This window comes from Planotetraspora sp. A-T 1434 (assembly GCF_025420585.1).
Classification (GTDB): Bacteria; Actinomycetota; Actinomycetes; order Streptosporangiales; family Streptosporangiaceae; genus JAOEGB01.
The window spans coordinates 91,496-109,388 of the sequence record NZ_JAOEGB010000014.1 but is presented as its reverse complement, the minus strand read 5'-3'; the positions used below and the strand labels follow the sequence as shown (position 1 = coordinate 109,388).

The window sequence follows — 17,893 nt, the reverse complement described above, 5'->3', positions numbered from 1 at the left end:
CCGTTAGGGTCCCGTTAGGGTCCCGCTAGAGCGTCTTGAGGTAGTTGAGCTGGGCCGCCACGGACATCTCCGCGGCGGGCCACAGGGACCGGTCCACGTCGGCGTAGACCATCTCGACGATCTCGTGCGCGTCCCTGGCTCCCTGGCGGATGGCCTCGCGGATCTGCTCCAGCCGCTGCCGCCGGTGGGCGATGTAGCCGTCGAGGACGCCGATCGGGTCGGGGAGCACGGGCCCGTGGCCCGGCAGCAGCGCCTCGGCCTCCAGCATCTCGGCGCGCTGCCTGAGCTGGTCGAGGCTGCGCAGGTAGTCGGCGAGATCGCCGTCGGGCGCGATGACGGTCGTGCCGCGACCCAGGATCGTGTCTCCCGTCAGCATGGCCCGGTCCTCGGGGAGCCAGAAGCACAGCGAGTCGAACGAGTGCCCCGGCGTGCCGACCACCCTGAGCTCGAGGCCGCCGGCGGTCAGGACGTCCCCGTCACCCAGACCTTCGCCGCCCAGCCGGTGCTGGGGGTCGAGGGCGCGGACCGGCGCGCCGACCATCTCGGCGAGCTTCCCGGCGCCTCCGCTGTGGTCGGGGTGCCCGTGGGTGAGCAGGATCGCCTCGACCCTGCGGTCCGACAGGTGACCGGCGACCCGCTTGAGGTGCGCGTCGTCATCCGGCCCCGGATCGACGACCAGCACGGCCTCCGCCCGCCCGACGACCCACGTGTTCGTGCCGTCGAGCGTCATGGGCGACGGGTTGGGGGCGAGCAGGTTGACGGCGTTGGCCGTACCCGACCCGTCCGGCCCGTCCACGGGGATGCGCAGCCCGCTCACGCGATGTCCTCCGGGGCGACGGTCACGATGATCTCACCGTCCTTGACGATGGGCATGATTGTGATGATCTTCTGGTCGTGCTGGAACACGCCGTCGATCGTCTCGAACGCCGCCACCTCGGTCAATGTGTGGAACGTCGGCGGCATGATGAGGATGTCGCCCGCCATGGCGCGGGCGAGCGCGATCCCGGGCTTCATCCACGCCACGGCGTCGGCCTCGCCGCCCACCTCACGCGTCCGCTGGCCGGGCGGAAGGGCCGCCACGAAGAACCTCGTGTCGAACCGCCGCGTCTCGACCTCCGGCGTGATCCAGTGTCCCCACGCCTTGAGCAGGTCGGACCTGAGCACGAGCCCGCGGCGGTCGAGGAAGTCCGCGAACGAGAGCGTGCGGCCGATCAGCGCCAGCCGGTCGGCCTCCCAGTCCTCGCCGGTGGTGTCCGCCACGACGGTCGCGGCGTCGGGCCCGGCCAGGAGCACCCCCGACTCCTCGAAGGTCTCCCGTACGGCGGCGCAGACGAGGCCGCGCGCCGTCCTCTCGTCGGCCAGGAACGCCTCACCCCACTCGGCGGGCGAGGGACCGGCCCAGGTGACCGCGTGGTCGCTGTCCCGGGGGTCGACGGAACCCCCGGGAAAGACGTACGCCCCCGCCGCGAAGGCCATCGTCGCCGTCCGCTTGAGGAGGTAGACCTCAAGCGGGTCGTCGCGGAGCAGCACCACGGTGGCCGCGTCGCGGGCGGGGGTGATCACGCGCGCACTTCGGCGATGATCTCGACTTCCACGGGGGCGTCCAGGGGCAGGACGGCGACGCCCACGGCGCTGCGCGCGTGCGTCCCGGCCTCCCCGAAGACCTCTCCCAGCAGCTCACTCGCGCCGTTCACGACCTGGGGCTGTCCCGTGAAGCCCGGCGCGCTCGCCACGAACCCGACCACCTTGACGATCCTGACGACCTTCGAGAGGTCCCCCACCACGGACCTGACCGCCGCCAAGGCGTTCAGCGCGCAGATGCGGGCCTGCTCCCGCCCCTCCTCGGCCGAGACCTCGGCGCCGACCTTGCCGGTGACGCCGAGCTTCCCGCCCACCAGGGGGAGCTGGCCGGAGGTGTACACGTAGTCACCCGTCCGTACGGCCGGCACGTAGGCGGCCAACGGGGGCACGACCTCGGGCAGCACGAGCCCGAGCTTCTCGATCCGCTGCTCCGGCGTGCTCATCACTTGGGCCGCTTCATGTAGGCGACGAGCTGCTCCGGGTTGGGCCCCGGAATCACCGAGACGAGCTCCCAGCCGTCCTCACCCCAGTTGTCCAGAATCTGCTTGGTCGCATGGGTGAGCAGCGGCACCGTGACGTATTCCCACTTGGTCATGCGGACAGGCTATCGAGGCTGGACGCTCCGCGGCTCCTGTGCTTCCAGCACGGGGGCGTCGACGGCCGGCAGCTCGTTGATCGCTTCCTCCACCGGCTCGGGCTCCTCCACCGGGGCTTTCGGCTCGGCCTGTTCCGGGGCGGGAGCCATCCGGTCGAAGAAGCGCAGCAGCTCGACCGGCATCGGCATGACGAGCGTGCTGTTCTTCTCCGCGGCGACCTCGACCACGGTCTGCAGCATGCGAAGCTGCAGCGCCGCCGGGTCTGACGACATCTCGCGTGCGGCGGCGGCGAGGCGCTTGGACGCCTGGAACTCGCCGTCCGCCGTGATGATGCGCGCCCGCCGCTCCCGCTCGGCCTCGGCCTGGCGGGACATCGACCGCTTCATGCCCTCCGGCAGGGCGACGTCCTTGATCTCGACTCGCTCGATCCGGATGCCCCACGGGCCCTCGGTCGGCTCGTCGATGACCCTCTTGAGCTGGGCGTTCAGCGCGTCCCTGTCGGAGAGGAGCTGGTCGAGCTCGGACTGGCCGATGACGGAGCGCAGAGAGGTCTGGGCGACCTGGGAGACCGCGAACAGGTAGTTCTGGACGTTGACGACCGCCTTGATCGGGTCGATGACCCGGAAGTACACGACCGCGTCGACGCGGACCGAGACATTGTCACGAGTGATGCCCTCCTGCGCGGGCACGCCCATCGTGATGATTTGCATGTTCACTTTTTGCATGCGGTCGATCAGCGGCACGATCAGATGCAGGCCGGGGCCCCGGACGCTCGGCTGGATCCGGCCCAGCCGGAAGACGATGCCCGTCTCGAATTGCTGCACGATTCGCACGCCCCGGGCCACCGCGATGAGTAGCAGGAAGCCCAGTACGAGAACCAACGCGAACAGCACCGACTCCATGGTCGGTACCTCCTTTGTGGGGGGAGCGCCCTTTAATCGGGTCTTACCCAATCGACGCGTGAGCCGTACCACAAGGTTCCCCTCGCAGACCACCCCTGCGAATCAGGATGTGACCTTTGGGTAGCCTTCGGAACGTGGGCGCAGAAACAGCTCGTGACATCGACTGGGACGGCGTGCGGCTGCACGTCGTCAGCGGTAAGGGCGGCACCGGGAAGACCACGGTGGCCGCGGCGCTCGCGCTCGCCCTGGCCGCCGGCGGCCGCAAGGTGCTGCTCATGGAGGTCGAGGGACGGCAGGGCATCGCCCAGATCTTCGACCTGCCGCCCCTGCCGTACGAGGAGCGGAAGATCGCCGTGGCGCCCGGCGGCGGGGACGTCTACGCGCTGGCCCTCGACCCGGAAGAGGCCCTGCTCGAATACCTCGAGATGTTCTACGGCATCAAGCGCATGGGCAAGGCGCTCACCAAGATGGGCGTGGTCGACTTCGCCACCACCATCGCCCCCGGCCTGCGCGACGTCCTCGTGACGGGCAAGGCCAGCGAAGCCGTACGGCGCCGCGACAAGTCGGGCGATCGCGTGTACGACGCGATCGTCATGGACGCTCCCCCGACGGGACGGATCGCCCGGTTTCTCAACGTCACCCAGGAGGTCGCCGGACTCGCGAGGGTCGGGCCGGTCAGGAACCACGCCGACATGGTGCGCGGGGTCGTCGCCTCCCCCGACACCGCGGTGCATTTCGTGACTCTCCTGGAGGAGATGCCCGTCCAGGAGACGCTCGACGGCATCGCCGAGTTGCGTACGGCGAAGCTGCCGGTCGGCGGGATCTTCATCAACATGGTGCGGCCCGTGGTGCTGCCCGGCCCCGTGCTGGACGCGGCCTACCACAACCGGTTCGACCATTCCGAGCTGATGCTGGGGCTGAAGGCCGCCGGCCTGGCGGACGGCAAGGCCGACGCCTCGAAGGTCGCCGAGGCTCTGGCCCAGGAGGTCTCCGAGCACGCCCGCCGCACCGAGCTGGAGAAGCGCGAGCGCCTCTCGCTGGAGGCCGCGGGCGTGCCATGCTACGACCTGCCGCTGCTGCCCGACGGCGCCGACCTGGCCGGCCTCTACGAGCTCGCCGAGGCGATCCGCAAGCAGGGCGCCGCATGAGGGAGGTTCACCTGTGAGCAGGAGCGCGCCCGCGCTGGACATCGACGCCATTCTGGACGACGACAACACGCGGATCATCGTGTGCTGCGGCTCGGGCGGCGTCGGGAAGACCACGACGGCGGCGGCGCTGGGGCTGCGCGCCGCCGAGCGCGGCCGGTCGGCCGTCGTGCTGACCGTGGACCCCGCCAAGCGGCTGGCCCAGTCGATGGGCCTCACCGAGCTCGACAACACTCCCCGCCGGGTCACGGACGTCAACGGCGCCGGTGGCGAGTTGCACGCGATGATGCTCGACATGAAGCGGACCTTCGATGAGATCATCGAGGCCCACGCCGATCCCGAGCGAGCCCAGCAAATCCTGACAAATCCCTTTTATCAGTCGTTGTCGTCGAGTTTCTCCGGCACGCAGGAGTACATGGCCATGGAGAAGCTGGGCCAGCTCCGCCGGTCCGGCGACTGGGATCTCATCGTGGTGGACACGCCGCCGTCACGGTCGGCGCTCGACTTCCTCGACGCCCCCGAGAGGCTCGGCCGGTTCCTCGACGGACGGCTCATCCGCATCCTGACGGCCCCCGCGAAGGTGGGCGGCCGGAGCGCGTTCAAGGTGCTCAACGCGGGTTTCGGCATCGTCGCCGGAATGCTGACGAAGGTGCTCGGCGCGCAGGTGCTGAAGGACATTCAGATGTTCGTGTCCGCGCTCGACGCGGTCTTCGGGGGCTTCCGGCAGCGCGCCGACCAGACCTACCGGCTGCTGCAGGCGCCCGGCACCGCCTTCCTCGTAGTGGCGGCTCCCGAGCGCGACGCGATGCGGGAAGCCTCGTACTTCGTGGAACGGCTCGCCGAGGAGCGCATGCCCCTCGCCGGAGTCGTGGTCAACCGCGTGCACCTGTCGCGGGCGCAGGGCCTGTCGGCCGCCCGCAGCTCCGCGGCCGCCGAAGACCTGGAGGCCAAGGGCGAGCACGAGCTGACGGCCGCCGTGCTTCGCCTGCACGCCGCCCGCATGCAGCTGGCCGCCCGGGAGCAGCGGGAGCAGGAGCACTTCACCTCGGCGCACCCCACGGTGCCCATGGCGCAGGTCCCCGCGATGCCGGAGGATGTGCACGATCTGGCGGGTCTCCGCCAGATCGGACAACTCCTCGCGTCATAGGAGGCGCATCAGCCGGCGATCAGCTCGTTGGTGCGCTCGTACTCTTCCTTCGCCGACTCCAGCAGGTCGCGCCAGGAGTCGACGTCCGGCCGGCGCCTCAGCAGCGCTCGGCGTTCCCGCTCTGTCATCCCGCCCCACACCCCGAACTCGATGCGGTTGTCCAGCGCATCGGCGAGGCACTCGGTTCGGACAGGGCATCCTCGGCAGATCAGCTTCGCCCGGTTCTGCGCGGCGCCTTGCACGAAAAGCGCGTCAGGATCCGCACCTCGGCAGGCGGCACGGGAGGTCCAATCCGTGATCCACATGTTCGACCCCACTCCCCTTAGGTGGTCAGTCGTCATTTCGGCCGACGGGCGCGGGCGTCGAGCCTCCTTGTTGCAGTAGCCGCAGAGGAGAAAGTACGCAACGAGACGATCGATCCGACAGTCCCCGGGGGGACCAATTTCTTGCATGGTCATGTCAGGCCATGTGGCCGGGAATGACTAGTCCCCCCCGCGAATGGGTAATGCGTGCCGATGCGGATCGAGCGCCCTTTCCGACGTACCCTTGGTTTCGTGCAAGCGAGAGGCAAAGCTGAGGGGTCGGCGTTCGCGAGCGTCCTGCGGCTCATCGCCGCGGCCGGCGTGGCGGGGCTGCTGGCCGCCGCGATCGCGCTGCCCGGGGTCGGCGGCGCCGGCGTGACGGTCAAGTCGGCCACCGAGGCTCTGCGCCTGGCGCCCGAGGACCTGGCCGAACCGCCGCTCCCCGAGAAGACGACGCTGCTCGACGCGAACGGCAAGCAGATCGCCCAGTTCTACTACCAGAACCGGGAGTCGGTGCCGCTGGACAAGGTCGCGCCCATCATGCGCAAGGCCATCGTCGCGATCGAGGACTTCCGCTTCTACGAGCACGGCGCGCTCGACCTCGAGGGCACGAGCCGCGCGCTCATCAAGAACCTGACCAGAGGCGGCGTCACCCAGGGCGGCTCGTCCATCACCCAGCAGTACGTCAAGCAGGTCATCTTCAACAAGGCCGAGACCGATGAGGAGAAGGCCGCCGCCATCGCGCCGACCTTCTCGCGGAAGCTCAACGAGATCCGCTACGCCATGGCCATCGAGAAGAAGTACAGCAAGGACGAGATCCTCAACCGCTACCTCAACATCGCCTACTTCGGCGCGAGCGCGTACGGCATCGAGGCGGCCGCCAAGCGGTTCTTTGGGAAGCACGCCTCCGACTTGAACCTGAGCGAGGCGGCGACGCTGGCGGGGGCCGTACAGAACCCGAACGCGACCGACCCGAACCTGGGCAAGGACAACAGGCAGCGCCTCCTTGAGCGGCGCAACGTCGTGCTCGACCGCATGGCCGATCCGCAGCTGAAGATCATCACTCCGGCGGAGGCCGCCGAGGCCAAGGCGAAGAAGCTCGGATACAAGGACAAGCCGATCCCCGGCGGGTGCGAGGAGAGCGAGTTCCCGTACTTCTGCGTGTACGTCCAGAACGAGATCCTGCACGACACGCAGTTCGGCAAGACGGAGAAGGCCCGCCGGGAGTTCCTGAACCGCGGCGGCCTCACGATCAGGACCACGATCGACCGGGACATGCAGAAGGCCGCCGAGAAGGCGATCAAGAAGTACGTCCACCCGTCCGACAAGCCGGTGGCGTCCGAGGCGCTCGTCGAGCCGGGCTCCGGCGCGATCCGGGCGATGGCGTCGAGCCGGAAGTTCGGCACCAACCGCAAGAAGAACGAGATGTCGTTCAACATCGTCGCCGACAGCGAGCACGGCGGCGGCACGGGCTTCCAGGCCGGGTCCACCTTCAAGGTGTTCACGCTGGTCACCGCCCTCAAGGAGGGCATGAAGTTCAATGACGGCTTCAGCATCGGCAGCACGTTCCGGGCGAACGGCTACTCGGACTTCAAGAACTGCAAGGGTGAGAACGTCGGCGACCCGACTGCGGACCAGCACAACTCCGAGGGCGGCGGCGGATTCAAGACCCTGCAGACCGGCACGTGGGGCTCGATCAACACCTTCTTCATGACGCTGGAGCGGAAGGTCGGCCTCTGCGACGTCGTCAAGACCGCGAAGGACCTCGGCATCAAGCGCGCCGACGGCCAGAAGCTCCGCGAGTTCCAGACCTTCACCCTCGGCTTCAACGAGATGGACCCGGTGACGGTCGCCACCGCGTACGCCACGCTCGGCGCACGCGGGAAGTACTGCCCGCCGATGGCGATCACCGAGATCACCGACCGGTTCAACAAGGTCACGCCGTTCAAGCCGGAGTGCAAGCAGGTGCTGGAGCCGGAGATCGCCGACGCGACCAGCTACATCCTCCAGGGCGTCTTCACCAAGGGCACCATGTCGCAGGTGGGCGGCATCGGCAGGGACGCCGCCGGCAAGACCGGAACGGGTGACCAGTCACGGACTGTGTGGTTCGCCGGATACACCCCCGACCTGGCCGGAGCGGTCAGCCTCGGCGACCCGCGCGGCCCCGTGCGGTATCCCCTGAGCAACCAGGTCATCGGCGGGCGGTCGTACGGCTCCGTCTTCGGCGCCAGCATTCCCGGCCCCATCTGGAAGGCCACCATGCTCTCGGCGCTGAAGGACATCGACCCGTCGTCCTTCGTCGCGCCGGACATGTCGCGGTTCGGTGGGTGTAGCCAGCAGTGTGCTCCCCCGCCGAAGCGGCCCGACCATGGCGACCATGGCGACCACGGTGATGGCGGCGACCATGGGGGCGACGGGGGTAACGGCGGCGACGGCCGTGGCAACGGCGGCGACAACCCCTTCGGGATGAACAACCCCCCGATCGTCCCGGCCGTCCACTGAGGCGGAAGTCCTCCCCTCACGCCGAGGGGAGGACCACGAGGTCAGCCGGAGAGGCGGGCGCGGACGGCCTGCGCGACCCGGCCGCCCTCGGCCCGGCCCGCGACCTTCGGGTTCAGGACCTTCATGACCTGGCCCATCGCCTTGGGCCCCTCCGCGCCGCTCTCCGCGATCGCCTCGTCCACGAGCCGGCCCAGCTCCTCGTCGGAGAGCTGGGCGGGAAGGTACCCCTCCAGGACGGCCTGCTCGTCGAGCTCCGCCTGAGCCTGCTGGGCGCGGCCGGCGTTGGCGAAGGCCTCGGACGCCTCACGGCGCTTCTTCGCCTCGCGGGTCAGCACTTTGACGACCTCGTCGTCCGAGAGCTCCCGCGCCGCCTTGCCCGCGACCTCCTCCACGTTCACGGCGGCGAGGGCCATCCGAATCGTCCGAAGACGCACCTCGTCGCGGGCTTTCATCGAGGCCGCGAGGTCGGCCTTCAGCTTGTCCTTCAACGCACTCATGGGTCCATCTTGCCGCGTCAGCCGCCCGATTCTCGCCACGTTATGCCGAGCAGGAAGCGGCGTCAGGCATGATGGCTGTGTGAGGAAAGCTGCCGCGGTGCCCTTGTCCCTCCTCGGTCTCGGTGTGGCCGGTCTCGGCTACGCCTCCGTCGTGGAGCGCAACTGGTTCCGCCTGCGGCGTTTCGACGTGCCCGTGCTGGCTCCGGGACACCGTCCGATCCGCATCCTGCAGATCTCCGACCTCCATCTCACGCCCGGACGTTCCCGGCTGATCAACTGGGTCCGGTCACTCGCGTCCCTGCAGCCCGACCTCGTGGTCAACACGGGCGACACCCTGGCGCACCCCGACGCGGTCGGGCCGTACATGCGCGCGGTGGAGCCCCTGCTCGACCGGCCGGGCCTGTTCGTCTACGGGTCCAACGACCTCTACGCCCCCAAGCCGAAGAACCCCGCTCGCTACCTGTGGCGTACGTCGAAGAACGACGCCCGGCAGCACATCCCCAACCTGCCGTGGGATGAGCTGGGGTCCGCGATGACCGCGGCGGGCTGGCTGGACATGAACAACCGGACGGCCCGCCTGAAGGTCGCCGACCTGGACATCCACGTGGGCGGCATCCACGACTCGCACATCGACCGGGACCGGTACGACGAGATCGCCGGCCCGGCCCCCGAGGACGCCGACCTCCGGCTGGGCGTCATGCACTCGCCCGAGCCGCGGAACATGACGCGGTTCGCAGGCGACGGCTACCAGCTGCTGCTGGCGGGGCACACGCACGGCGGCCAGCTCTGCATCCCCTTCTATGGCGCGCTGGTGACGAACTGCGGCATCGACCGCGCCCGGGTCAAGGGCCTGAGCCGGCACGAGAGCGCGTGGCTGCACGTGTCGGCGGGGCTCGGCACCTCGCCCTACGCGCCGGTCCGCTTCTCCTGCCCACCGGAGGCCACACTGCTCACACTTGTGCCCCGCCGCCCAGCCCGCTGATGGCACAAGCATGGCCAAAGTCCGCTAGACTTGCCGAGGCGCAGGGGATTCCCTGAGCCACCGGGGTGTAGCGCAGCTTGGCAGCGCGCTTCGTTCGGGACGAAGAGGCCGTGGGTTCAAATCCCGCCACCCCGACCCAGAAGTTGCAGGTCAAGGGCCTGATCGCTGGAGACAGCGATCAGGCCCTTGATCGTTTGACCGTCATTTGACCGTCGGTATGAACGCCCCCACGGGGCACTGACGGGTTCAAACGAGTTCTCCTGGGCACCTTGATCACCCGGCTCCGGCCACCCGAGCTCGGCGAAGGCGTTCACCACAGGATCTTGATCGTCTCGCGCGTTCGTTGCCGCGCCGCGTTGGCCACGCTCCTTCTGCCGGTCGAGTCGTCCAGCACCGCGCCCGACGCCTGAACGCGGGAAGCCCGGCGACGGGGCCGCCGGGCCCGGGCGTGTCACGTATAGGGGCGGATCTTGGTCAGGTCGGTGTCGGGCTTGGGCAGGGCCAGGGCGCGGACGGCGTCCCAGATGTCCGTTTCGCTCTCCTTGAGTAGGCCCCAGTCGGCGAAGAATCCGGTGAGGTCGCGGCCGGCAGCGGTGGAGGCCGAGACCACGAACCACTTCTTGCGCTCGTAGGTGCTCGTCGTGTTCCCGTGCACGGCGCGGACGTGCTTGTGCCAGGCGGGCAGGAAACCCGGCCCGAGGCCGAGCCGCAACTGCTCGAAGATCGCCTGAGGATCGGAGTCGCCCGCCCCGAATTTCTTTTCCGAACGGGGCAGGGCCAGGTATTTCTGGGTGGCGGGCCAGCGTCCCGGGAATTCGTCGGTGCGCTCGTTGTGGAATTTCTGGTTGACGGCCAGCGCGTAGAGGTTGACCGATATCTCGGTGATTCCTTCGGGGTCGCCGTAGGTGGTGTCCTGCTGGAAGTGATGGCCGTATTCGTGCAGCATGACCCAGGAGTTGCGGGCTGCCTCGGAAAGCAGCGCGTTCATGAAGTAGCCGGGCTGATCCTCGTGCGGGAGGCCGATGTACCCCGACGCCGCGTGCGGGGGCGCGCCACTGCTCGTCTCCACCGCGTACAGCCGCAGCGTGGGCGGCGCGTGGACCGGGGAGCTGCCGTCCATGCCGCTGACCGCCTCGGAGATGGTGACGACGTCGTGGTGCGCGGCGAGTGTGGCGGCCGGGTCGACGTCCTTGTAGCGGCGGGCGGTGGGCAGCAGTGCGGCGATGACGACGCGTTCGCTGACCATCTCGACCTCGGGGGCCGTCGTCTTGTCCAGCATGACGCGCCACTGGGCGGCGGTCGTCTTCCCCTGGACGTGGTAGGGGACGGGCCGCGCGGTGCCGCCCAGGAGCAGCCACGCCGGTTCGCCTTCGCCGGAGGGGGTGGTGCGGCGCAGGTGGATGATGCCGCCGTACGGGTCGGTGATCTTGTTGATGCCGGGTTTGAGTGCGGTCACGCGCAGGCTGGGGGCGAACTGCTTGGGGTCGTCCCGGTTCGCTATTCCCGGGGCGCCGACCAGCACTTCCAGTCCCGGCGCGTGGCCGTAGACGGTGATGGAGACCTCCTGGCCGGCCGGCGCGAAGTAGCCGGTCGGCTGATAATCGGCGAACGGGAAGCCGAGCTGGAGCCGCACCTCCTCGTCGCCGGCGCCGACGGACGGCGCGAGGGCGAGGAGCCGCGGCTGCGGGAAGTCGATCGTCGCCTCGACGGCGTCGTACACGCGGTCGCCGAGGTGGACCCGCAGGCGCAGCGTGTTCGCGTCCCATTTGTAGTCGGCGGGCACGTCGGGGTTCGACATCGTGCCGTCGGCGGTGAAGTCGCCGATGCTCCCCCAGTTGCCGTTCGGCCACTGCGCCTGCAGGTTCGCCCCCTGCGGCCCGCCCCGCGCGGTCACCTGCAGCTTCCCGTCGGCGGCCTGCACCGCCGAGACCGCGGTCAGCGGCGGGCGTACCCGGACGTCCACCGAGGGGGTGAAGGTGAGGCCGGGCTTGAAGATGCGCAGCCGCAGGACGTCGGTGCTCACCTGGTAGTTGGCGGGCACGTCGGGGTTCGACATCGTGCCGTCGGCGGTGAAGTCGCCGATGCTCGCCCAGTTGCCGTCCGGCCACTGCGCCTGCAGGTTCGCCCCTTGCGGCCCGCCCCGCGCGGTCACCTCCAGTCTGCCCGCCGCCGTCCAGACGGCGGTCACGACCAGTGCCGGCCGCACGGTTAACTGCCGGTAGCCGGAGGCGTCGCCATACTTGAAGGCGCGCAGACGCACCGTGTCGCGCGCCCACTGGCGGTCCTGCGGCACGTCCTTGTTGAGCACGCTTCCGTCGGCGGTGAAGTCGCCGATGCTCCCCCAGTTGCCGTCCGGCCACTGCGCCTGCAGGTTTCCCCCCACCGGACCGCCCCGCGCGGTCACCCAGAGCCTCCGGTCGTCGGTCCAGGCGGCCCATGCCTCGTCGAGGTGTGCCTGCGTTTCATCGGCCACAGAAATTCATCGCCTCTCCCGCTGGAATAACAGGAAATGCCCCGGCCCCCGGACCGGCCTTTTGTCGTCCCCATTCCGGGCCCGACCGGTGCATTCGGAGCCTAACCCAGAGAAAATATCGAAACAAGGAAGCAATTTTAGGGCCTCGACAATTCGGCGCGCCCCAAACAGAATCAAGTGGCCGTTCCGCGCGGCCCGGAAAGCCGGACACCGCTCAGCCTGAATCCACCGCGTGATTTCCTGTGATCATTTCCCGTCCAATTCCTCGACGAGGACCGTTTCTGCTGGTGAAGGCTGGGTTTTCGGGCGTGGGAGGGCCGCCGCGCGCGGGTCGCGGCCTGTCCAGGAGTCCCTCGGGTTGGGGGCGGTGGCGCTGGGGGCGCGGGTGACCGTGCAGTGGTCGTCACAAGCTGGCAGTGACCGGGGGTTGGGGCGGGTCAGACCAGGCGGCGGCGCGGTGGGCCGTGAAGCGCGTCGAAGATATTGAGCCAGGCGTCCTGCCAGTGCCAGTGTTCGGGCAGGTGGAGGGTGAGGTAGCCGCGGCCGTGCCGGGCGATGCGGGCGGGGACGGCAATCCGCTGGCGGCGTAGCGTCGCCCCGCGTGCTCGGGCGTGGAACGCTCCGGCCAGGGACCCGGCCGCGCGCAGCAGATTGTGGGTGAGGGCCGCCAGGGTGAGCCAGGCCGCGTTCGCGGTGAACACACCGGAGGGCATGTGGGCCAACGGTCCGTCGATCAGATCGGCGTTGACCTGTTCCATCACCGCGTGGTCCCGGTGCTGGGCTTCGGCCTGGACGCAGCCCTGGGCCGCACCTCCGGCTGATGGAGGTTGTAGTCCTTCCCCCGGGCCCATCCGTCGGCGTTCGCCGAGTAGCGGTCGCCGAGGTTCAGCCAGCAGGTGCCGTCGTCGGCGAGCACCCGGCGCGCCTCCGCGAAGGTGGCCCGGAGGTTTTCCACGTACGCCGCCGGTGTGGGCTCCTGCCCGTACTGACCGTCGCAGTAGTGCCGCAGCCCCCAGTACGGCGGGCTGGTGATGATGCAATCCACGGAGCGGTCTGCCATCTCGGCCAGCACCGCACGCGCGTCGCCGTGGTAGATCGCCGCCTGCTCATCGCGCCAGTACGGCTCTCGCAGCCCGGTCATCGGCGGCCTCCGGTGTCCCGGAGCTCTCACAGCACGCGGGCGACGTCCTCGGCTCCCATCGGGACACGACTGGCGGTATCCCGACCAAGGGTGCTGGGGACGATGCGGAAACCCGGCGTCGACTCCGAGATACTGGCCGGCTACCTGCATGCCCTGCGCCGACTGGACCTCGCCGCTCCCGGCGTCCGTTCCGGCCTGTGCCAGGCCGCCCGGCATGCGGGCGAGCGCGCCGTACGGCACATCCTCACCACAGCAAAGCGGCGGCAGCCGCCTGACGAGTCACCTCCGCCGCCACGCCTTGGGGGCCGCACCTGGCTCCACCCCGATCTAGTGCTGGTCGACGCGGTGAGCACAGGCCTGCTCAGCGAACTGGACACCGAGCTGATCCTCCTGACCCGGCTGGGCGGCATGCCGCTACGGCAGCCGTCCAGCACGACGCCTTTGTCACCTGCTTCCTCATCCACAGGCCCTGTGGATAAGGAAGCACCTTCGGCTTCCGCGCGGAGCCAGGGCACTTCGGATGCAAAGACCGCAACCGACCCGAAGGGAGGCAGGGACACTACCCCTGGCTCCGCGCGGACCTCATCCCGTCACCGGCCTGCCGCCCTGCGCCGCATCCCCTGCACCGCGCGGCGGCGGGCGGCACCACCGTGTCGCGGCAGGCATAGGCGGCAACGACCTGCGCGGCGGGTTGCCGTCCGGGTCCTGCTCATGATGGCAATCGCCATACTGCTCTGCCGCAGCCACGTGGCCCGCGGTTGCCGTTTCCGCTGCCACAGCCTCGGTCCCCAGCCGCCCCGCTGCCACTCGCGCTGTCTGGCCGGCAGCCGTAGTCGGGCAGTTTCTCCATTTGCCGCGTGCCCGACCACGCCCGTCTTCGTTCAGCCCTGTACGTGGCCGACGGCGTCGAAGACGGCTGCGGACACCGCGTCGGGCTGGGACGCCCCGACGGCGTGGGAGGCGCCCGCGATCTCACGGGTTACGCGCGAGCCGGCGCGTTCGGCCATGAACCTCAGCGCCGCGGCCGGGATGTTGAGGTCGCGATCACCGTGGACGAACCAGGACGGCTTGGCACGCCAGCCCGGCTCGCTCACCGTCAGCCCGTCGGTCAGCGCCTGTTCGGTCACCGGCCGCTGGGTTGCCGCCATCAGGGCGGCCTCATCGGCGTCGAGATCGGCGCAGAACTGGTGGTGGAACCTGTCCTCGGCGATCCGGAACTCGTTGCCGCCGGAGGAGACTGGGTAGGCGACCAGCGCGCCACCCAGGCTTCCGCCCTCGAACTTGCTGGACAGCACCAGCGCGCTCTCCCCGGGCTCGGGCGCGAAGGCGGCGACGTACACGAGGGCCTGCACGGCGTCGTTGCCGGCCGCCGCCTGGCTGATCACCATGCCGCCATAGGAATGGCCGACCAGGACGACCGGCCGTCCGATGCCGGCGATCACGTCGCGCACGTAGGCGGCGTCGCCCGCCACGCTGCGCAACGGGTTGGCCGCCGCGACGGCGGTCAGCCCGCGGCCGTGCAGACGCTGGATGACGCGGTTCCAGCTCGCCGACTCGGCGAAGGCGCCGTGGACGAGGACGACGACGGGCTGTTCTGTGGTGGTCATGAGTTCGCCTTTCCGGTGGTGAGGGCGGCCTCGAGTACCTCGATGGCCTGGGCGACTGGGCGACGGCGGCGCCTGCCGTCGCGGTCGAGCGGACGGGGTTGAGCATCATGACGTCGTGCAGGGTGCCGTTGTAGCGGACGCTGGTGGTGGGCACCCCCGCCGCGGTCAGCTTGCGGGCGTAGGCCTCACCCTCGTCGCGCAGCACGTCGTTCTCGTCGACGACGACGAACGCGGCGGCAGGCCTTCGAGGTCGTTCAGGGTGGCGCGCAGCGGTGAGACGGTGATCTCTACGCGGAGCCTCACGGTGCTTCTGTGCCCATGAACTCACCGACGAGGTGACCGCCGCCGTCCGCCTGGGTCACAGGGTGCCGATCAGGCCGCCGTCGATGACGAAGTCCGCGCCGGTCACGTTGCCGGCGCGCTCGCTGGCGAGCAGGACGACGAGGTCGGCGACCTCGTCGGGGCGGGTGAACCGGCCGGTGACCGAGTCGGCGGCGGCCTGCTCCGCCACCGCGTGCGACTCGCCGCCGTTGTGGCGGGCGAGCGTGGCGGCGACGCCGTCCGAGCCGAGCCACAGGTCGGTGGCGACCGGCCCGGGGCTGACGGTGTTGACCCGGATCCCGTGCGGGCCCAGCTCCTTCGACAGGGACTTGCTGAAACTGGCCAAGGCCGCCTTCGCGGCGCTGTAGTCGATCACCAGCGGGTCCGGCAGCGACGCGTTGACCGAGCTGACGGACACGATCGTGCCGGCGCCGCGGCCGAGCATGAGCGGCAGCGCCTCGCGGGTGGCGCGCACCGCGGACAGGAAGTTGACGGTCAGGGTGGCGAGCCAGTCCACGTCGGTGACAGACGCGAAGCCGCCGGTGCGCGGGCGTACCGCGCCGACGTTGTTGACCAGGATGTCCAGGCCGCCGAAGGCCGCGCCGGCGGCCTCGACCAGTTCGGCCGGGCCGTCCAGGGTGGCGAGGTCCACCGCGACCGGTCGGACGCGGCCCCCCGCCGCCAGCTCGGACAGCTCGGCACTGATGTGCCGCGCTCCTGCGGTCACGCTGACGCCCTCCGCGACGAGCGCCCGGGTGACCGCCAGCCCGATGCCCTTGCTCGCGCCGGTGACCACGGCGGTCTTGCCTGACAGGTGCAGCTCCATGACGGGCCTTTCTGCGGGACGCGGCCCCGCCTTCGGGGCGGGGCCGCGTGCGGGGTCAGCGGGCGGACTTTGCGGCGGCGACGATGACGTCCACCACGGCCTGCGGCCGGGACAGCATGGCCAGGTGTGACGCGGCGACCTTGGTGACCTGGCTGTGCGCCCGGTTGGCCATGGTGACCTGCAGCGACGGTGGCAGGATGGCGTCCTTGGTGCCCACCAGGTACCAGCTGGGCAGCGTCTTCCACGCGGGCGCGCCGGACGGCTCCTGGAGCGCGCTCAGCGCGATCGGGCGCTGCTCGGCGGCCAGCCGGGCGGCCGTGGCGGCCGGCAGGTCACCGGCGAACGCCTGCGGGAACACCGCCGGCTTGATGTAGAGGTCGACGTCTCCGGCCGGCGCCCCAGGGTAGGCCACGGCGTCGAACAGCGCGCTCGGGTCGCCGCCGCCCTGCAGTCCGAGGACCGTCTCGCCCTTGTCGGGCACGAACGCGTCGACGTAGACCAGCGCCTTCACGTCGGGGTCGGTGCCCGCCGCGTTGGTCACGACCGCGCCGCCGTAGGAGTGGCCGACCAGAACGACCGGGCCGCTGGTCCGCTGGGCGAGGAACGCCGACAGGTACGCGGCGTCGCCGGCAAGCCCGCGCAGCGGGTTGGGCGCGGCGAGCACGGTGTACCCGAGCCGTTGCAGCCGGCCGGTCACGCCCGACCAGCTCGACGCGTCGGCCCAGGCGCCGTGGACGAGCACGATGGTCGGCTTCTGGCGATCGGCACGGCCGGCGGCCGATGCCGGGGCGGCGAGCGTGAACAGGGCGAGGGCGGCCAGCGCGATCACCGCACCGCGCCGGCGGAGGGGGTGTTTCATCATGATGGATCAGCTCTCAGTCGAGGAAGGCGAGCAGGCGCCGGGTGAGCTCGGCCGGATGTTCCTCGTAGATCCAGTGGCCGGAGTCCGCGATCACGAGTCCGGTCACGTGGGTGGCGTACGACCGCACCTGGGTGGGGACGAAATCGCCGAGGCTGCCGCTCGCGCCGATGGCCAGCACCGGCATGGTGAGCTTCGTCCTGCGGTAGCGGGCGTTGTCGGCGATGTCGGCCGGGAAGGCGCGGAACCATTCGAGGCTCGCCCGCAGGTGGGCGTCGTCGCGCAGGTAGCGGGCGAACTCCCGGACCTGTGTCGGCCCGATGGCGCCCTTGCGGACTGTGAGGGAGTCGGTGAAGCGGTCCACCCAGACCTCCTCGTTCCCGTCGATGACCTGCTCGGGCAGGCCGTTCTTCAGGCTGAAGAAGCCGAAGTTCCACACGCCGGGGCCCTTCGGGGTGAGCGACGGGAAGCCGTAAATGCTCTTGTCCGGGATCGGCGCCTCGCTCAGCACCAGCCTGCGCACGTCGCGAGGGTGCGCGGCGGCGTAGGCGTAGGCGACCATGGTGCCGATGTCGTGGCCGACCAGGCGGATGTCGCGGTCGAGGCCGAGCCGCTCGAGCAGGCCGTGGATGTCGGCGGCCATCGTCTTCTTGTCGTAGCCGCCGGAGGGTGCGTCGCTCCGGCCCGCCCCGCGCAGGTCAGGGGCGATCACGGTGTAGTGCTTGGCCAGTTCCGGCAGGATCTCCCGCCATTCGTACCAGGTCTGCGGGTAGCCGTGCACGAGCACCAGGGTCGGGCCGTGCCCGCCGCGCACGTAGTTGATGCCGACGCCGCCGACCCTGACCTTCCGCTCGGTGAACCCGGCCGGCACCCGGGGGTGGTCACCGCGGGCCGCCTCGGCCGTGGCCGCCTGGGTCGTGGCCCCGGGCAGTAGCAGGGATACACCCAGCATCAGAGCGGTCACGAGGAGTGATCGCCATTTCGCTCGGGCGACCATGGATATGTTCGACAT

Annotated in this window: 17 protein-coding genes, 1 tRNA gene and 2 pseudogenes; 5 read left to right on the top strand and 15 right to left on the bottom strand. The window is 70.0% G+C overall.

Going from position 1 to position 17,893, the window contains the following annotated elements:
• Positions 1–25: 25 nt before the first annotated feature.
• The 5 genes from N5079_RS19465 to N5079_RS19445 are packed head-to-tail and all read right to left on the bottom strand — an operon-like array spanning position 26 to position 3,079.
• On the bottom strand, positions 26–817 hold the full coding sequence (locus N5079_RS19465; RefSeq protein ID WP_261585353.1) for an MBL fold metallo-hydrolase: 792 nt from the start codon (positions 815–817) through the stop codon (positions 26–28).
• Positions 814–1,563: an NUDIX hydrolase gene (locus N5079_RS19460; RefSeq protein ID WP_261585352.1), complete on the bottom strand. Its 750-nt coding sequence runs from the start codon at positions 1,561–1,563 to the stop codon at positions 814–816. The genes N5079_RS19465 and N5079_RS19460 overlap by 4 nt, the downstream gene beginning before the upstream one ends.
• The gene (locus N5079_RS19455) at positions 1,560–2,024 is read right to left on the bottom strand and encodes a RidA family protein (RefSeq protein WP_261585351.1); all 465 of its coding nucleotides are present in this window, start codon (positions 2,022–2,024) and stop codon (positions 1,560–1,562) included. The genes N5079_RS19460 and N5079_RS19455 overlap by 4 nt, the downstream gene beginning before the upstream one ends.
• On the bottom strand, positions 2,024–2,176 hold the full coding sequence (locus N5079_RS19450; protein WP_076440089.1) for a DUF4177 domain-containing protein: 153 nt from the start codon (positions 2,174–2,176) through the stop codon (positions 2,024–2,026). The genes N5079_RS19455 and N5079_RS19450 overlap by 1 nt, the downstream gene beginning before the upstream one ends.
• Positions 2,177–2,185: 9 nt before the next feature.
• The gene (locus N5079_RS19445; protein WP_261585350.1) at positions 2,186–3,079 is read right to left on the bottom strand and encodes a slipin family protein; all 894 of its coding nucleotides are present in this window, start codon (positions 3,077–3,079) and stop codon (positions 2,186–2,188) included.
• A gap of 134 nt (positions 3,080–3,213) precedes the next feature.
• On the opposite strand from N5079_RS19445, the gene N5079_RS19440 reads away from it, so the two are divergent.
• Together N5079_RS19440 and N5079_RS19435 are read left to right on the top strand one after the other, a co-directional pair.
• Positions 3,214–4,227, top strand: a complete 1,014-nt coding sequence (locus tag N5079_RS19440; protein WP_261585349.1) for an ArsA-related P-loop ATPase — start codon at positions 3,214–3,216, stop codon at positions 4,225–4,227.
• A 13-nt stretch (positions 4,228–4,240) separates the two neighbouring features.
• Positions 4,241–5,371 (top strand): ArsA family ATPase, encoded by a 1,131-nt coding sequence (locus tag N5079_RS19435; RefSeq protein WP_261585348.1) that lies wholly within the window; start codon positions 4,241–4,243, stop codon positions 5,369–5,371.
• An 8-nt stretch (positions 5,372–5,379) separates the two neighbouring features.
• On the opposite strand, the gene N5079_RS19430 is transcribed toward N5079_RS19435, so the two are convergent.
• Positions 5,380–5,676 (bottom strand): WhiB family transcriptional regulator, encoded by a 297-nt coding sequence (locus N5079_RS19430; RefSeq protein ID WP_036326687.1) that lies wholly within the window; start codon positions 5,674–5,676, stop codon positions 5,380–5,382.
• A 249-nt stretch (positions 5,677–5,925) separates the two neighbouring features.
• On the opposite strand from N5079_RS19430, the gene N5079_RS19425 reads away from it, so the two are divergent.
• Positions 5,926–8,175 (top strand): transglycosylase domain-containing protein, encoded by a 2,250-nt coding sequence (locus N5079_RS19425; protein ID WP_261585347.1) that lies wholly within the window; start codon positions 5,926–5,928, stop codon positions 8,173–8,175.
• 41 nt (positions 8,176–8,216) lie between these two features.
• Here the strand turns inward: N5079_RS19425 and N5079_RS19420 are convergent, their stop codons facing one another.
• Entirely contained in the window at positions 8,217–8,672 is a 456-nt protein-coding gene (locus N5079_RS19420; protein ID WP_261585346.1) for a GatB/YqeY domain-containing protein, read from the bottom strand.
• 79 nt (positions 8,673–8,751) lie between these two features.
• Here N5079_RS19420 and N5079_RS19415 point away from each other — a divergent pair, with 79 nt between their 5' ends.
• Both N5079_RS19415 and N5079_RS19410 read left to right on the top strand, forming a co-directional pair.
• Positions 8,752–9,654 (top strand): metallophosphoesterase, encoded by a 903-nt coding sequence (locus N5079_RS19415; RefSeq protein ID WP_261585345.1) that lies wholly within the window; start codon positions 8,752–8,754, stop codon positions 9,652–9,654.
• Between the two features lie 61 nt (positions 9,655–9,715).
• Positions 9,716–9,789 (top strand) — tRNA-Pro (locus N5079_RS19410).
• Between the two features lie 316 nt (positions 9,790–10,105).
• Here N5079_RS19410 and N5079_RS19405 read toward each other — a convergent pair.
• The 8 genes and pseudogenes from N5079_RS19405 to N5079_RS19375 all read right to left on the bottom strand — a co-directional run bounded on the left by N5079_RS19405 (position 10,106) and on the right by N5079_RS19375 (position 17,845).
• On the bottom strand, positions 10,106–12,127 hold the full coding sequence (locus tag N5079_RS19405; protein ID WP_261585344.1) for a M60 family metallopeptidase: 2,022 nt from the start codon (positions 12,125–12,127) through the stop codon (positions 10,106–10,108).
• A gap of 437 nt (positions 12,128–12,564) precedes the next feature.
• Positions 12,565–12,915, bottom strand: a pseudogene (locus tag N5079_RS19400) (IS1380 family transposase); the annotation flags it as partial.
• Positions 12,885–13,187, bottom strand: coding sequence for a site-specific DNA-methyltransferase (locus N5079_RS19395; RefSeq protein WP_261585479.1), 303 nt, complete (start codon positions 13,185–13,187; stop codon positions 12,885–12,887). The pseudogene N5079_RS19400 and the gene N5079_RS19395, both read right to left, overlap by 31 nt.
• A 962-nt stretch (positions 13,188–14,149) precedes the next feature.
• The gene (locus N5079_RS19390; RefSeq protein ID WP_261585343.1) at positions 14,150–14,875 is read right to left on the bottom strand and encodes an alpha/beta fold hydrolase; all 726 of its coding nucleotides are present in this window, start codon (positions 14,873–14,875) and stop codon (positions 14,150–14,152) included.
• 166 nt (positions 14,876–15,041) lie between these two features.
• Positions 15,042–15,203: pseudogene (locus tag N5079_RS35585) on the bottom strand (hypothetical protein); the annotation flags it as partial.
• A 30-nt stretch (positions 15,204–15,233) separates the two neighbouring features.
• The gene (locus tag N5079_RS19385) at positions 15,234–16,022 is read right to left on the bottom strand and encodes an oxidoreductase (RefSeq protein WP_261585342.1); all 789 of its coding nucleotides are present in this window, start codon (positions 16,020–16,022) and stop codon (positions 15,234–15,236) included.
• Positions 16,023–16,077: 55 nt separating this feature from the next.
• Entirely contained in the window at positions 16,078–16,884 is an 807-nt protein-coding gene (locus N5079_RS19380) for an alpha/beta fold hydrolase (RefSeq protein ID WP_261585341.1), read from the bottom strand.
• Positions 16,885–16,897: 13 nt separating this feature from the next.
• Positions 16,898–17,845, bottom strand: coding sequence for an alpha/beta fold hydrolase (locus tag N5079_RS19375; protein WP_261585340.1), 948 nt, complete (start codon positions 17,843–17,845; stop codon positions 16,898–16,900).
• Positions 17,846–17,893 lie beyond the last annotated feature (48 nt).